Annotated in this window: 15 protein-coding genes; 6 read left to right on the top strand and 9 right to left on the bottom strand. The window is 72.3% G+C overall.

Features of this window, described 5'->3' with window-relative positions; genetic code table 11:
* The first annotated feature begins 44 nt into the window (after nt 1-44).
* Both P8S73_RS03395 and P8S73_RS03390 read left to right on the top strand, forming a co-directional pair.
* On the top strand, nt 45-1,445 hold the full coding sequence (locus P8S73_RS03395) for a hypothetical protein (RefSeq protein WP_223246049.1): 1,401 nt from the start codon (nt 45-47) through the stop codon (nt 1,443-1,445).
* 84 nt (nt 1,446-1,529) lie between these two features.
* Entirely contained in the window at nt 1,530-1,697 is a 168-nt protein-coding gene (locus P8S73_RS03390; RefSeq protein WP_012397900.1) for a DUF3117 domain-containing protein, read from the top strand.
* A gap of 95 nt (nt 1,698-1,792) precedes the next feature.
* On the opposite strand, the gene crcB is transcribed toward P8S73_RS03390, so the two are convergent.
* The 3 genes from crcB to P8S73_RS03375 are packed head-to-tail and all read right to left on the bottom strand — an operon-like array spanning nt 1,793 to nt 3,233.
* On the bottom strand, nt 1,793-2,164 hold the full coding sequence (gene crcB / locus P8S73_RS03385) for a fluoride efflux transporter CrcB (protein ID WP_102613176.1): 372 nt from the start codon (nt 2,162-2,164) through the stop codon (nt 1,793-1,795).
* Nucleotides 2,164-2,604, bottom strand: a complete 441-nt coding sequence (locus tag P8S73_RS03380) for a CrcB family protein (protein ID WP_102613175.1) — start codon at nt 2,602-2,604, stop codon at nt 2,164-2,166. The genes crcB and P8S73_RS03380 overlap by 1 nt, the downstream gene beginning before the upstream one ends.
* Nucleotides 2,601-3,233 (bottom strand): O-methyltransferase, encoded by a 633-nt coding sequence (locus tag P8S73_RS03375; protein ID WP_019309470.1) that lies wholly within the window; start codon nt 3,231-3,233, stop codon nt 2,601-2,603. The genes P8S73_RS03380 and P8S73_RS03375 overlap by 4 nt, the downstream gene beginning before the upstream one ends.
* Before the next feature lie 258 nt (nt 3,234-3,491).
* Between P8S73_RS03375 and P8S73_RS03370 the strand changes: the two genes are divergently transcribed.
* Nucleotides 3,492-4,166, top strand: a complete 675-nt coding sequence (locus tag P8S73_RS03370; RefSeq protein ID WP_223246048.1) for a hypothetical protein — start codon at nt 3,492-3,494, stop codon at nt 4,164-4,166.
* Nucleotides 4,167-4,207: 41 nt separating this feature from the next.
* Complete coding sequence (locus P8S73_RS03365) at nt 4,208-4,576, top strand: twin-arginine translocase TatA/TatE family subunit (RefSeq protein ID WP_070636745.1); 369 nt, start codon at nt 4,208-4,210, stop codon at nt 4,574-4,576.
* A gap of 115 nt (nt 4,577-4,691) precedes the next feature.
* Here the strand turns inward: P8S73_RS03365 and P8S73_RS03360 are convergent, their stop codons facing one another.
* From P8S73_RS03360 to P8S73_RS03350, 3 genes are read right to left on the bottom strand one after another with little or no spacing between them, the layout of a single operon-like run.
* The gene (locus P8S73_RS03360; RefSeq protein ID WP_372747625.1) at nt 4,692-5,891 is read right to left on the bottom strand and encodes a P-loop NTPase; all 1,200 of its coding nucleotides are present in this window, start codon (nt 5,889-5,891) and stop codon (nt 4,692-4,694) included.
* On the bottom strand, nt 5,888-6,508 hold the full coding sequence (locus P8S73_RS03355) for a DUF1003 domain-containing protein (RefSeq protein ID WP_102613173.1): 621 nt from the start codon (nt 6,506-6,508) through the stop codon (nt 5,888-5,890). Before P8S73_RS03355 ends, P8S73_RS03360 begins: the two co-directional genes overlap by 4 nt.
* Nucleotides 6,501-7,799 (bottom strand): magnesium transporter MgtE N-terminal domain-containing protein, encoded by a 1,299-nt coding sequence (locus P8S73_RS03350; protein WP_396350508.1) that lies wholly within the window; start codon nt 7,797-7,799, stop codon nt 6,501-6,503. The genes P8S73_RS03355 and P8S73_RS03350 overlap by 8 nt, the downstream gene beginning before the upstream one ends.
* 158 nt (nt 7,800-7,957) lie before the next feature.
* Here P8S73_RS03350 and P8S73_RS03345 point away from each other — a divergent pair, with 158 nt between their 5' ends.
* The gene (locus P8S73_RS03345) at nt 7,958-8,905 is read left to right on the top strand and encodes a general stress protein (protein WP_223246047.1); all 948 of its coding nucleotides are present in this window, start codon (nt 7,958-7,960) and stop codon (nt 8,903-8,905) included.
* A gap of 65 nt (nt 8,906-8,970) precedes the next feature.
* On the opposite strand, the gene P8S73_RS03340 is transcribed toward P8S73_RS03345, so the two are convergent.
* Nucleotides 8,971-10,578 (bottom strand): aminopeptidase P family protein, encoded by a 1,608-nt coding sequence (locus P8S73_RS03340; protein WP_396350507.1) that lies wholly within the window; start codon nt 10,576-10,578, stop codon nt 8,971-8,973.
* Nucleotides 10,579-10,694: 116 nt separating this feature from the next.
* On the opposite strand from P8S73_RS03340, the gene P8S73_RS03335 reads away from it, so the two are divergent.
* Entirely contained in the window at nt 10,695-11,546 is an 852-nt protein-coding gene (locus P8S73_RS03335) for a PHP domain-containing protein (protein WP_102613257.1), read from the top strand.
* Between the two features lie 9 nt (nt 11,547-11,555).
* Here P8S73_RS03335 and P8S73_RS03330 read toward each other — a convergent pair whose 3' ends face one another.
* Nucleotides 11,556-12,425: a site-specific DNA-methyltransferase gene (locus P8S73_RS03330; RefSeq protein WP_047978038.1), complete on the bottom strand. Its 870-nt coding sequence runs from the start codon at nt 12,423-12,425 to the stop codon at nt 11,556-11,558.
* A 5-nt stretch (nt 12,426-12,430) separates the two neighbouring features.
* Nucleotides 12,431-14,098 carry a DEAD/DEAH box helicase gene (locus P8S73_RS03325; protein ID WP_039101747.1) on the bottom strand — a complete coding sequence of 556 codons (1,668 nt, stop codon included), beginning with the start codon at nt 14,096-14,098 and terminating at the stop codon, nt 12,431-12,433.
* Between the last annotated feature and the right edge of the window lie 104 nt (nt 14,099-14,202).

Below are 14,202 nucleotides of genomic sequence, written 5' to 3'. Positions count from 1 at the left end.
ATTCGGGGGATCGGGACCGCAGGGACGCGGCCGCGCCCGGCGGCGTGGCCCCCGGGTCCGGCGCCGCCGCAGGATCGGACGACGCGCGGCGCCCCGCGGACGCGGAGCACCGGGCGGGCCCCGGGCACCCCTCCACCGTGAACGACGGGGCGCTCGGCGCATCGCGCGCCGCCGGAACGGTGACCGCCGAGGACGCCCTCACCGCGCGGCGTCGTCCGTGGCGGGCTGCCCTGAGTGGCGCGTGGGCCCGGAGCCCGTGGTGGCTCGCGGTGCTCGCGATCTACGGACTCTCCCGCGTGTGGGGGTGGGCGGTCTTCAGCGTGGTCGGCGGCCAGCAGGGCCCGGGGCCGTGGGGCGACGGCGCCCTGGGCTACCTGGACTTCGTGGCCACGTGGGACTCCGACTGGTACCGCACCATCTTCGAGCAGGGGTATCCCACGGAGCTGCCCCGGGACTCCCTGGGCACGGTGAGCGAGAACCCCTGGGCGTTCTACCCGGTCCACCCCCTGCTGGTGCGCGGGATCGCGGAGGTCACCGGGACCGGGTGGGCGGTCACTGCGGCCACGGTGTCCCTGCTGGCGGGGTTCGGGGCGGCGCTGGTGCTGTACCGCCTCACGTGCACGGCCCCGGTGATGAGCACCCCGCGCACGCGCGGGGGAGCGGCGGTGCCCGCCCTGTGGACGGTGGCGGTGTTCGCGTTCAACCCCGTGGCGCCCGTGCTGCAGACCCCGTACGCGGAGGCCCTGAGCATGCTGATCCTGCTCAGCGCGATCCTGTGCGTGGTGCGTGAGCGGCCCGCCTGGGCCGTGGTGTTCACCGTGCTGCAGGCCCTGACCCGTCCCACCGGGGTGGCCCTCGCGGCGGCCCTCGGCGTGTGGTGGCTGTGGCGCAGCGTAGCGGACGTGCGCGCGCGGCGTCGTCCCTGGTACCGCTGCGTTGACCGGTGGCTCGCCGTGGCGCTGACCGCGTGCGCCGCGGCCCTCGCGTGGCCGGCAATCGCGTGGGCCGTCACGGGGGAGCCCACGGCGTACACCGAAACCGAGGCCGCGTGGCGCGGTGCCTCGGACGTGATTCCCGTGCTCCCGTGGTTCCACCAGGCCACCGTGCTGCTCGGCCCGGTCGTGGGGCTGCTCGCTCCCGTGGCGCTCGTGGTCGCGGTGGTGCTCATGCTGCGTTCGGCTCCCGTGCGCCGGGCCCTGCCGTTCTTCGTGCGCGTGTGGATCGCCGCCTACGGGTGCTACCTGCTGCTCGTGCTCAACCCGCAGACCTCCACGTTCCGGCTGCTGCTGCCGTGGGCGCCACTGGCCGCGGCCCTCGTGCACGTGAGCGGGTCCAGGGCGTACCGCACGCTGCTCGTGGTCACGGGAGCCGTCCTGCAGATCGTGTGGGTGGGGTGGCTGTGGCACTGGAAGCAACTGCCCGGTGGTGGGGACTTCCCGCCGTGAGTCCGGGGGCGTGGGCGGGGTCACGGCCGGGGGTTGTGGTTCGGTAAGATGGTGCGGTCAGCACACACGAAGAGGAGCTCTTAAATGGCGGCCATGAAGCCGAGAACGGGTGACGGACCCATGGAGGTCACCAAAGAAGGACGCAGCCTGATCATGCGGGTCCCCCTGGAAGGCGGCGGACGCCTCGTGGTCGAGCTCAAGGCGGACGAGGCCGCCGAGCTGCGGGAATGCCTCGCGGGCGTGACCCAGTAGTTGCCGGTCCCCGCACCACCAGCGCGAGAGCCCTTCACTCCGGTGAGGGGCTCTCGCGCCGTTCCGGGATGAGGTCGTGGCCCGTGACCCGAGTGCTAGGAGGCCCAGTTCGCTGCGAGCGTCATGCCCGCGGCAACCGCCAGCAGGCTCCAGAGCAGCGTGCCCAGCACCACCGCCGCGGCGGCTCCGCCGCGGTGCTCGCGGGCGAGGCGCACCGCGTCCACCATGGCCGTGGAGAACGTGGTGAAGCCGCCGAACAGGCCGGTCCCCAGGGCGAGGGTCCACTCCGGGCCCAGGAGGATCCCCAGCCCGCTCACCACTCCCAGGCCGAAAGAACCCACCACGTTGACGAGGACCGTTCCCAGGGGGAGCGAGCTCCGCTGGTGCGAGGTCACGAACCGGTCCACCAAGAACCTCAGGGCGGCGCCCAGCCCGCCGCCCACCGCCACCGCGAGAGCCGCGATCACTATTGCGCGCCTTCCACCACGCCGCGTGCGTGCGACGACGCGCGGTGGCCCAGGCGCGTTCCGAGCGCCATACCGGCCGCGGCCGCGAGCAGACCCGCCACCAGGGTAACGGCCGCGTAGGCGAGGGCCTGGGTGGTGTCCCCAGAGCGCACCTGCTCCCACAGCTCCTGGGCGAAGGTGGAGTAGGTGGTGAAGCCCCCCAGCAGCCCGGTGCCCAGCAGCAACCGTGCCGTGTGCGTACGGCGGGACTCGACCCCCGGGCGGGTGAGGGCCTCGAGCAGCAGGCCCAGCAGGAGGGCACCGACCACGTTGACGGTCAGCGTGGACCAGTGCCACACGGAACCGGAGGGCAGCACGTGCCCCAGACCCCAGCGCAGAAGACTGCCAGCGGCACCACCCACGGCGACGAGCAGCACGTCAGTGACGACCGAGCGCGTCATCGCCGCACGGCCAGCAGCATCCCCGTGCCGGTGGGGAGCAGCGCGGTGGACAGTCGCGGCTCGTCCCGCAGGGTGCGCACGACCTCCCGCATGATCACGGTCTCCTCCTGGCGCTGCGCGGGCTGGGGGACGAGGTCCTGGTGCAGGGCGTCGTTGACCACGAGCATGCCCCCGCGGCGCAGCAGCCGGGCGCCCTCGATCACGTAGTCCGCCGTGTTCTCGATGTCCGCGTCCACGAACACCATGTCGTAGGCGTTCTCCGTGAGCCGGGGCAGCACGAGACCTGCCGCGCCGGAGATGGTGCGGGTGCGCTTGGTCTCGAAGCCCGCCTCGCGGAAGGTGTCCCGCGCCGCCCGCAGTGCGCGGATGTCGGTGTCGATCGTGGTCAGCACGGAGTCCGAGGGCATCCCGCGCAGCAGGGCCAGGCCCGAGACGCCTGCACCGGTGCCCACCTCCACCACGGTGGCCGGGCGGGCCGCGGAGACCAGCACCGTGAGCAGCGCGGCGGCCGCGGGCGTCACGGGGTCCAGCCGCAGGGCCAGGGAGCGCTCGCGGGCACGCAGAGCCGTCTCGTCCTCCGTGGCGTAGGCCTCGCAGTAGGCCCAGCTCGTGGTCTTGTCCGTGGTCATGGACGCGGGGTGTCCTTCGCTGCCGTGCGCTCCGGGGACCGGTGGTCCCCGGGACGTCGTTCTGACGGGTCCGGCGCGGTGCCGGTCGTTTCCGGGCCCAGCCTATCGCGGTCCGTGAGGGGGCCGGGGGAAACGCCCTGTGGCCGCCCAGAGCGCTGTCAGGCTCCTGTCCCAGAATGGAGCCGACAGCGGCACCGCACCCCCTGGTGCGCCCGCGGAACCGGACCGACGAGGAGAGGACTCAGGGTGTCCACACGGGTGTCTGAGCACCGCGCGCGGCGGACGCGGCGACCGGGCCGACGCACCATCGGGCTCGTCTCGGCGTTCACGGCGTGCCTGTGCGTGGCCGCGCTGACGACCACCGCGTGGAGTGTGGGGCGGCAGACGCAGTACGAGCACCGGGCCGGTGCGCAGGCGGAGGCCACGTGGAACCCGGGGCCACGGGCGATGATGGACACGGCCTCGCGGGCCGACATCCACGCCCTGCACGCCCAGGGCTGGACTGTGCCCGTCCTGGCGGCGGAGGGCTACCGGGTGGTGGACGTCCGTCAGGCGGTCTCGGCGGGCCAGCCCACCGTGACGGTCACGCTGCGCAACGACCACGGCACCGTGGAGATCGTGGAGCAGCGCGGCCAGGTCAACCCCGACAATCCCGTGGACGGCGTCTCCCAGCTTCCCGTGAGCGCCGAGGGGATGCACGAGTCCGCGGTCTCCGGCTCACGGCTGTGGGTGGAGCGCGGAGAGCCCTGGCGCGCGGTCATGGTGCGCCCGGACGCCGTGTACACCGTCACCTCCGACACCCCTCCCGCCACGATGGCCCAGACCGTGAGCGCGATCTTGGCCGAGGACCGCGGCCGGGTCAGCCTGCCCTCCGAGACCGACGACAGCTTCGGGGCCACCGTGCAGGACGGGCTTCGGGTGATGTTCGGGTGACACCCCGCCCGGGTGCCCTCCGACGTTGGTAGGCTCGACCCGTGTTCGGGATTACTGGCGGGGAAGCCATCATCATTCTCATCGTGGCTCTGGTGATCATCGGCCCCGAGCGGGTTCCCGAGTACGCACAGAAGTTCAAGGAACTGGTCAAGACCATCCGGGGCTACGCCACGGGCGCCACGGAGGACCTGAAGGAGACCCTCGGTCCGGAGTTCTCCGACATGGACTGGCGCAAGCTGGATCCCCGGCAGTACGACCCCCGCGTGATCGTGCGCGAGGCCCTCATGGAGGACGACCAGGAGCGGGCCGGCGGCTCGACCACCTCGACCGCGGTGACCTCCGTGGCGGCGCCCACCGTGCGTCGCCTGGCCCGCGGGGAACGGGCGCCCTTCGACACCGAGGCCACCTGAGCGGCGTCGCCGTCACGGGCGCGAGCACGCGCCGTCCACGGAGCGCAGCAGCCGACCCCGCGTCCCTGCCCCGCCCGACGACGCCGCTCGGCCGGCTCCCGCCCCGCCGCGCGCCTCAGCCCCGGGGCGTGATGCCTAGGGACTTCCCGGCGAGACCGCGGCCCTGCCGGTCCAGCTCCCGGGCGATCCGCCACAGCTGCGCGGCCGCGGGGGACTCCGGGTGGGCCCACACCGCGGGCACACCGCGGTCCGAGGCCTCGCGCACCGTGACGTCCAGGGGCACGCTGCCGAGCAGCGGGACGTCGTAGCCCAGCCGTTCGGTGAGGGAGGCCGCGATGGTCTCCCCGCCGCCCGCGCCGAAGACCTCCAGGGTGGAGCCGTCCGGCATGACCATGGCGGACATGTTCTCCACCACGCCCGTGACCCTCTGCTCCGTCTGCTCTGCCAGGGTTCCGGAGCGCTGGGCCACGCTGACCGCGGCGTGCTGCGGGGTGGAGACCACCACCACGCCGGAGCGGGGCAGCAGCTGGCCCACCGAGATGGCGATGTCCCCGGTGCCCGGCGGCAGGTCCAGGAGAAGGTGGTCGAGGTCCCCGAAGTGGACGTCCGTGAGGAACTGCTCCACCGCGCGGTGCAGCATGGGGCCACGCCACGCCACGGGCTGGGCGGGATCCACGAACATGCCGATCGAGATCACCTTGACCACCCCGCGGGAGCGGTGACCGACCCCGGCCGCACCGTCGCCGGAGGCGTGGTCCACACCCTCCGGAACCTCCACCACGGGAGGCAGGATCATGTCTCCCACGCGGGTGGGGGACTGCGTGATGCCCAGCAGCCCGGGGACCGAGAAGCCGTGCACGTCCGCGTCCACGATGCCCACGGTGCGGCCCATGGCGGCCAGCGCCGCCGCGAGGTTCACGGTCACGCTGGACTTGCCCACCCCTCCCTTGCCGCTCGTGATCGCGTGCACGCGTGTCAGCGAGTTCGGATCCGCGAAGGGGTTGCTGCGGTGGTGGCCCAGCCGCTCCTGCAGCTCCTGGCGCTGCGCGGGCGTCATGACCCCCAGGTCCACCACCACGTCCGAGACCTCCGGGAGCGCTCCCAGCGCCGTGCGCAGATCCGCCTCGATGGTTCCGCGCAACGGGCAGCCGGAGATCGTGAGCAGCACGGACACCCGGGCGGTGCCGCCCTCCAGGGAGGCCTCGGGGATCATGCCGAGCTCCGTGACGGGGCGGCGCAGCTCGGGGTCGATCACGCTGTCCAGCGCGCCGCGCAGCCGCGGGTCGATGGTGCGGTCCATTCGGTTCTCGCTCACCGTCGCTGGTCCTTTCCGCCCTCGGTCCGCCTGCCACTCTCCGACCGCCTGCCACCGTCGGAGCGTCTGGTCTCGGGGCCGGGTTCGGAGGTCTCGTCGCGGCGGTCCTGGGCCTCGAGGATCTCCTCGAGCAGGCTGCGCAGCTCGGAGCGGACGTAGTCGCGCGTGGCTACCTCGCGCAGGGCGATGCGCAGGGACGCGATCTCCCGGGTGAGGTACTCCGTGTCCGCGAGGTTCTGCTGGCCGCGCTTGCGGTCCTCCTCGGCGACCACGCGGTCACGGTCGTCCTGCCGGTTCTGCGCGAGCAGCAGCAGGGGCGCGGCGTAGGAGGCCTGCAGGGACAGCATCAGCGTCAGCAGGGTGAAGTTCAGGGCCCGTGGATCGAACTGGATCTCCTCCGGGGCCAGGGTGTTCCAGCCGAGCCACAGCGCCACGAACACGGTCATCCACAGCAGGAACTGCGGTGTGCCCATCCACCGGGCGATCGCCTCGGTGGACTGCCCGAAGGCGTCCGGGTTGGGGCGGAACCTGGTGAGGTACCCCTGTCGCTTCTCCCGCGGCTGGTCCAGTGGACCGGGGGAGTACTGCGAGGAGGGGTTCTGCCGGGGGCTACTCATAACGCTTGCCCACCTTCCGCACCGGGGTGCCGTCGTCGTACGTGCGCCAGTCCTCGGGCAGCAGGGCGTCCAGGACGTCGTCGATGGTCACGGCGCCCACGAGCCGGTCCTGGTCGTTGACCACGGGCAGGATGGTGAGGTCGTACGTGGCCAGCTCGCGTGCGACGTCCGCCAGGGATGCCTGGTCCGAGACCGGCTCGATGGAGCGGTCGATCAGGTTGCCGATGGCCTCGGGCGGGGGATACCGCAGCAGCCGCTGCGTGTGCACGAAGCCCAGGTACTTGCCCGTGGGGGTCTCCAGCGGAGGGCGGCACACCAGCACGGCGGAGGCTGCGGCGGGGATGATCTCCTCCTGCCGGATGTGGGCCAGCGCCTCCGCCACGGTCGCCTCGGGGGAGAGCACGATGGGGACGGGGGTCATGAGAGAGCCCGCGGTGCCCTCCTCGTACTCGCGCAGCCGCCGGACGTCCTCCGCGTCCTCGGGCTCCATCATGGTGATCAGCCGCTCGGCCTCCGCCTCGGGCAGCTCGTTGAGCAGGTCCGTGGCGTCGTCCGGGTCCATCTCCTCGAGCAGCGCCACCGCGCGCTCGTTGTCCAGGTGCGTGAGGATGAACACCTGGTCGTCCTCGGGCAGCTCCTCGAGCACGTCCGCGAGCCGTTCGTCCTGGAGCTCGGCGGCGATCTCCAGCTTGCGCTTGTCCGGCATGTCCCGCAGCTCGTCCGCGAGGTCTGCCGCCTGGTCCTCCTCGTGCCGCGCGATCCACTGCGTGGCCGGTTGGTGGCCCGCACTGGAGGGGTCGTCGGTGTCCTCCCAGTCCACGATGAGCGTCTGGTTGCGGCGCCGGATCAGTCCGCCGGTGGACTGGGAGCGGCGCACGAACAGCTGCGAGATCACCCAGTCCCCCCGGTTGTTGGACTTCTCCATGGCCACGTCCTCGATGGTCGCCGTGCCGGAGCCGTCCAGCAGCACCACCGTGCGGTCGAACAGCTCACCCACCGCGAGGGTCTCCGCGCCGCGCTGCTCGAAGCGGCGCAGGTTCACGAGCCCCGTGGAGATGATCTGGTCCGCGTCGATGCTCGTCACCCGGGTCATGGGCACGAACACGCGCTTCTTTCCGAGGACCTCCACCACGAGCCCCACCACGAGGGGACGGGTCTTCAACGACGGTCGGCTGCCGGGGCGCAGCAGCACCACGACGTCGCGCAGCCGCCCCAGGCGGTCGCCCAGGGGGTCGAAGACGTCCAGGCCGATCAGCCGGGCCACGAAGATCTTGGAAAGGTTTGTGCTCACCCGCCCAGCCTAGTGACCCGGGGTCAATGGGCCCACTCGGTGCGGACCGGACGCCCCGTCGCCCGCGGCGATGGTCACCGCAGCCACCGTGTTCACCCGCTGCGATGATTCAGGATCCTCCCTGGGAGCTTGCGGGTGGGTGGGGAACAATGGGGCGCATGAGCACCCCGAATCGCGCCCCGTCCCAGTTGTCCATCGCACCGGAGATGCCACGCGGCGAAGTGGTGGGCCGCTACCGCACGTACGCCGAGGCCCAGAAGGCCGTGGACTACATGTCCGACGAGCACTTCCCCGTGGCCATGGTGTCCATCATCGGCAGCGACCTGAAGTCCGTGGAGCAGGTGACCGGGCGGCTGTCCTACCCCCGGGTGGCCCTGCAGGGTGCGCTCAACGGCATCTTCTTCGGCGCGTTCCTGGGCCTGATCCTGACCATGTTCGGCGGCCCGGAGATGGCCGCCTCCATCGTGCCCACCATGCTGCTGGGTGGCGCGTTCTTCATGCTGATGGCCACCATCACCTACGCCATGTCCCGCGGCAAGCGGGACTTCACGTCCACCAGCAGGATCGTGGCGGGCAGCTACGAGGTGCTCGCGGCACCGGAGGTGGCCGGTCAGGCCCGCCAGGTGCTCGGTGGCATGCAGGGTGGCCCGGGCCCCCGTCCGCAGGGGCCCGGCCAGTACGGCGGTGCACCCGTGGGTGCGCGTGGCCAGGGTGGGGCCCCGCAGGCCCAGCAGTGGGGTCCGGGCCACGGCCAGAACCCGGGTGCCGCCCACCCACAGGGAGGCCCGCAGCAGACCGGCCCGCAGCAGGGCCCGGCGGGCGGTCGGCCCCACCCCGCGGCCCAGGGCGGCAGCAGCGCCCAGGGAGCCGATCCCTCGCAGGCGGCCCCGCAGCAGGAGAGCACCCGCTCGGCGGCGTTCCCGGACCTGCCGGACGGACGTCCCCAGTACGGCATCCGCGTGGAGCCGGAGCAGAACGAGCGCTCCGCGCCGTGGACGCAGACCGGTGGGCCCACGGGCCAGACCTCCGCGGCGGGCCAGGACTCCGCGGCGAGCCAGGACACGCACGGTGCCCCGGGCCCGGCCGCTCCGGAGGACCGCCGGTAGCCGTCAGCCGCTCACGAGAAACGCCCCGCACTGCAGTGCGGGGCGTTCTCACGCGCGGGGTCGGGTCAGGACGCCGGGCCGGCCGAGGGGCCCACGTTCTCGTCCCGGTTCCAGATGCCCTGGATCCAGGCCTCCACGTCCTCCGGGCGCCGCGGCAGGGCGGCGGAGAGGTTCTCGTTGCCCTGCTCGGTGATCAGCACGTCGTCCTCGATGCGCACACCGATCCCGCGGTACTCCTCCGGGACCGCGAGGTCCTCGTCCTTGAAGTACAGCCCGGGCTCGATGGTGAACACCATGCCCGGCTCGATCACGGCGTCCAGGTACAGCTCACGCTTGGCCTGCGCGCAGTCGTGCACGTCCAGCCCCAGGTGGTGGCTCGTGCCGTGGGGCATCCAGCGGCGGTGGTGCTGACCGGACTCGGACAGGGACACCTCCGCGGACACGGGCAGCAGCCCCCACTCGTCCAGGCGCTGGGCCAGGACCTTCATGGCGGCCGCGTGGACGTCCCGGAAACGGTTGCCCGGCACGGCCACCTCGAAGGCGGCGTCCGCGGCGTCGAGCACGGCCTGGTAGATCCGGCGCTGGACCTCGGTGTAGGTGCCGTCCACGGGCAGGGTGCGGGTGAGGTCCGCGGTGTAGAGCGAGTCCGCCTCCACGCCCGCGTCCACGAGGATCAGCTCGCCCGGCTTCACCGAGCCGTTGTTGCGGATCCAGTGCAGCACGGTGGCGTTGTTGCCGGACGCGGCGATCGTGTCGTAGCCCAGGTCGTTGCCCTCCAGGCGGGCGCGGGAGAAGAACGCACCCTCGACCACGCGCTCACCGCGCTCGCCGCCGATCGCCCGCGGCAGCACGGAGACGATGTCCTCGAAGCCGCGGATGGTGGCGTCCACCGCCACGCGCAGCTGACCGATCTCGTACTCGTCCTTGACCAGGCGCAGCTCGCTGAGCGCCTCGGTGAGCGTGGCGTCCTTGCTGTCCGACTGCTCCAGGTCCACGCCCGTGTTGATCCGGGAGGTGTCCACGAGGGCGTCCATGTTCAGGTCCACGTCCCGCACCAGGCGGATGCTCAGCCCGCCCAGGGCGGCGTTGCCGGCATCCTTGGTCACGGCCGTCTCCAGCGCGGAGAGGTCCTGCGTGGGCAGTCCGAACTCGTCCCGCAGCTGCTGGAGCGTGGGGCGGGAACCCACCCAGAACTCGCCGTTCTTGGCGTCCGCGTAGAACTCGTCCGTGTCCCGCCCCGCCATGGGGTGGAAGTACAGCGTGGCCACGTGGTCGCTGCCGTCGTCCCCCTGGCCCGGCTCGGTGGGCTCCATGACCAGCACGGCCTCGGGCTCGTGGTCCACGCCCATGCCCGTGACGTGGGCGAACGCGGAGTGCGGGCGGAAGCGGTAGTCGGTGTCGTTGGAGCGCACCTTGGGGGCACCGGCCGGGATCACCAGGCGCTCACCCGGGAACAGGCGCGACAGCCGGGCACGGCGCGCGGCGGCGAACTCCGCGACCTCGGCGCGCGGCGTCGTCGTGTGCTCCGGCTGGGCCCAGCCCGAGGCCATGAACTCGCGGAACTGGTCGCTGTCCGGGCGCTGGGAGCGGTTGTCCACCCGCTCGTCCATGGGCTGCGCGGCGTCCTCGCTCGCGTGGTGGGAAACGGCGGTGTGTTCTGAGCCCTGGCTCATGGGCGCGGTCATCTCCTTCGCGGCGCGATCGCTCGCGCTCGGTGGGGTCGGGATCTGTCCTGTCCATGGTGTCACGCCGGTCAACCGCGCGGACGCCCGCGGGTATCGTGGGGGCGGTGAGAATCGACCTGCACACCCACTCGATCGCCTCGGACGGCACGGAGACCCCCGCCGACGTCGCCCGCTCGGCCCACGCGGCCGGGCTCAGCGTCTTCGCGCTCACCGACCACGACACCACGGCCGGGTGGCAGGAGGCCGGGGACACCGCGGTGGGGCTGGGGGTGGCGTTCGTGCCGGGCATGGAGATCACCTGCACCACCCCGGACGGCATCTCCGTGCACATGCTGAGCTACCTGCACGATCCCACGCACCAGCCGCTCGTGGACCGGATCGAGGAGTGCCGCCGCAACCGGCTCACCCGGGCCCGGCGCATGGTGGAGCTGCTGGGGGAGGACTACGACATCACGTGGCAGGACGTCACCGCCCAGGTGGGCCCCGGCGCCACGGTGGGCCGCCCGCACATCGCGGACGCGCTCGTGGCGCTGGGCGTGGTTCCCACGCGCTCGGACGCGTTCTCGGACCTGCTGTCCGGGCGTTCCAAGTACTACGTGCGCCACGACGCCCTGGACCCCGTGGAGGCCATCAAGCTGGTGCGCGCGGCAGGCGGGGTTCCGGTCTGCGCGCACCCCATGGCACCGCTGCGGGGCCGTGTGGCCAGTGCCGCGGACTTCGGGGCCATGATCGACGCCGGGCTGGGCGGGCTGGAAGTGGCCCACCGGGACAACCCGGACGAGTCCCGCGCGATCCTCATGACCATGGCCGCCGAGCACGACCTGATCGTGACCGGCTCCAGCGACTACCACGGGGAGGGCAAGCCCAACCGGCTGGGGGAGAACTCCACGTCCGCGCGGTCACTGACCCGGATCTGCGAGCAGGCCACCTCCGGCGTGGAGGTGCGCTGGCCCTGAGCCGGGTGCTCAGACGGTGCGCACGGGCACGTCCGGCAGACGCAGCCGCATGACCTCCACGGCCTCGGGATTGCTGTCCACGCACACGAACCGGCGGCCCAGCTCGGCGCTGACCGCTCCCGTGGTGCCCGATCCCGCGAAGAAGTCCAGCACCCAGTCCCCGGGCCGCGAGGACGCCGTGACGATCCGCCGCAGCACGCCCGCGGGCTTCTGGGTGGGGTAGCCGGTCTTCTCCCGCCCGGTGGGCGAGACGATCGTGTGCCACCACACGTCCGTGGGCAGCTTGCCGCGCGCGGCCTTCTCCGGACCCACGAGCCCCGGGGCCATGTAGGGCTCGCGGTCCACGTCCTGCGAGTTGAAGTGGTACGCGGTGGGATCCTTCACGTAAACGAGGATGGTGTCGTGCTTGGCGGGCCAGCGCCGGGTGGTGCGCCCGCCGAAGTCGTAGGCCCAGACGATCTCGTTGAGGAAGCACTCGCGGCCGAACATGGCGTCCAGCAGCACCTTGACGTAGTGCACCTCGCGGTAGTCCAGGTGCACGTACAGGGTGCCGTGGCGGGCCAGCACGCGCCGGGCGTGCGCCAGCCGGGGCTCCAGGAACCCCAGGTAGTCCGCGAACGAGTCCTCGTAGCGGCGCAGCGAGCCCATGATCGTCTCGTAGGAACGGCCCGCGAACCCCACCCGGTCCCCCTCGCCGTGGGCCACGGGAACCGAGCGGGTGGTGCGGCGCACCTGGTCCCTGCCCGTGTTGAACGGCGGGTCCAGGTACACCAGGGAGAACGCCTCGTCCGGCAGGGACTCCAGGACGGTGAGGTTCTCACCGTGCACGATGGCGCTGGTGCCCTCCGGGTCGAACACGAAGGGCTCCCGCGCGCCCACCGCCCCTACTCTCCCGCGGCGGGGGACTGCTGGCCGTTCTGCCCGCTGCCGCCCTTGTTCTGCCCCGAGGGACGACGACGCCGCCTGCGCCGCTTGGCGCCGCCCTCACCCGAGGTCTCCACGGACTTCTCACGCGGGGCGTGCGCGGTCTTCTCGCGGCCGTTCTCCCGGCTCTCGGAGGACTGCCCCGAGCGCTCGCGGGAGCCGGAACCACCGGAACGGCGGCCGTCGGAGCCCGAGGCCCCCGAGCGGCGTCGTCCGCCGGAGTTGTTGCGGGACCCGCCCGAGGATCGCTTGTCGTCGCGGCGGGGACGGGCGTCCCCGAGGTCCTCCATCTCCTCGGCGTCCAGGCCCTCGAGCGTGCGCTGGGCCCTGGGCAGCTTGCCCTTGGCGGTGCGCGGGATGTTGAGGTCCGAGTACAGGTGGTCGGAGGAGGAGTAGGTCTCCACGGGCTCGGGGATGCCGAGCTCCAGGGCCTTGTCGATCAGGCGCCAGCGCGGGACGTCGTCCCAGTCCACGAACGTGATGGCGGTGCCCTTGTTGCCCGCGCGGCCGGTGCGCCCGGTGCGGTGCAGGTAGGTCTTCTCGTCCTCGGGGCACTGGAAGTTGATCACGTGGGTGACGTCCTCCACGTCGATGCCGCGGGCCGCGACGTCCGTGGCCACGAGCACGTCCACCTTGGAGTTGCGGAACGCGCGCAGCGCCTGCTCGCGCGCGCCCTGGCCGAGGTCGCCGTGCAGGGGAGCGGCCGCGAAGCCGCGGTGGATTAGCTCGTCCGCGAGCTTGGCGGCGGCGCGCTTGGTGCGCGTGAAGATGATGCTGCGTCCGCGGCCCTCGGCCTGCAGGATGCGCGCGACCACCTCGTCCTTGTCCAGGTGGTGGGCGCGGTAGATGACCTGGCGGATGTCCTTCTTGGTGGTGCCCTCGTCCGGAGCGGCCGCGCGGATGTGCATGGGCCGGGTCATGTAGCGCCGGGCCATCGCGACCACGGGGCCGGGCATGGTGGCGGAGAACAGCATGGTCTGGCGCACGGCCGGAACCGTGGAGAGCAGCTTCTCCACGTCCGGGAGGAAGCCCAGGTCCAGCATCTCGTCCGCCTCGTCCAGCACGACCATGCGCACGTGGCTCAGGTCCAGGAAGTGCTGGCGGTTGAGGTCGATCAGGCGCCCGGGGGTGCCCACCACGACCTCCACGCCCTTCTCGAGCTCGGCGATCTGGGACTCGTACGGGCGTCCGCCGTAGATGGTGGCCACGCGTGCGTTGCGAGTCCTGGCGGCGATCGAGAGGTCGCTGCCCACCTGCACCGCGAGCTCGCGGGTGGGGACCACGATCAGGGCCTGCGGGGCGCCCGGCTTCTTGAGCTGCGCCCAGCCCTCGTCGTCCCGGCCCACCGCGCGCTGCAGCGCGGGGATGCCGAAGCCCAGGGTCTTGCCGGTGCCGGTCTTGGCCTGGCCGATGATGTCCTGCCCGGACAGGGCGATGGGCAGGGTCATGGCCTGGATGGGGAACGGGGAGGTGATGCCGTGGGCGGCGAGGGCGTCCACGATGTCCTGGCGGACCCCGAAGTCCGCGAACGAGGACTCCTCCACCGGCTCGGCGGTCTCGATGGCCTGCGCGCCAGATTCGTCGAGCTCCGGGGCGTCCTGCTCGGGTGTTGCGGTGATGTCTGTCAAAACGGTCCTTCACGGGTGTCGGCGCGGGGCACCGTCACCGGCGCCCGTGCCGGGATCGCCGCGGTGGGGCGCTCTCGACGCGGGCCGGGGGCCACCGCGCGGGT

It is taken from the genome of Kocuria sp. ChxB, assembly GCF_044359605.1.
Lineage (GTDB): Bacteria > Actinomycetota > Actinomycetes > Actinomycetales > Micrococcaceae > Kocuria > Kocuria rhizophila.
The sequence above is the reverse complement of the archived record's forward strand: the minus strand, read 5'-3'. Positions and strand labels throughout refer to the sequence as shown.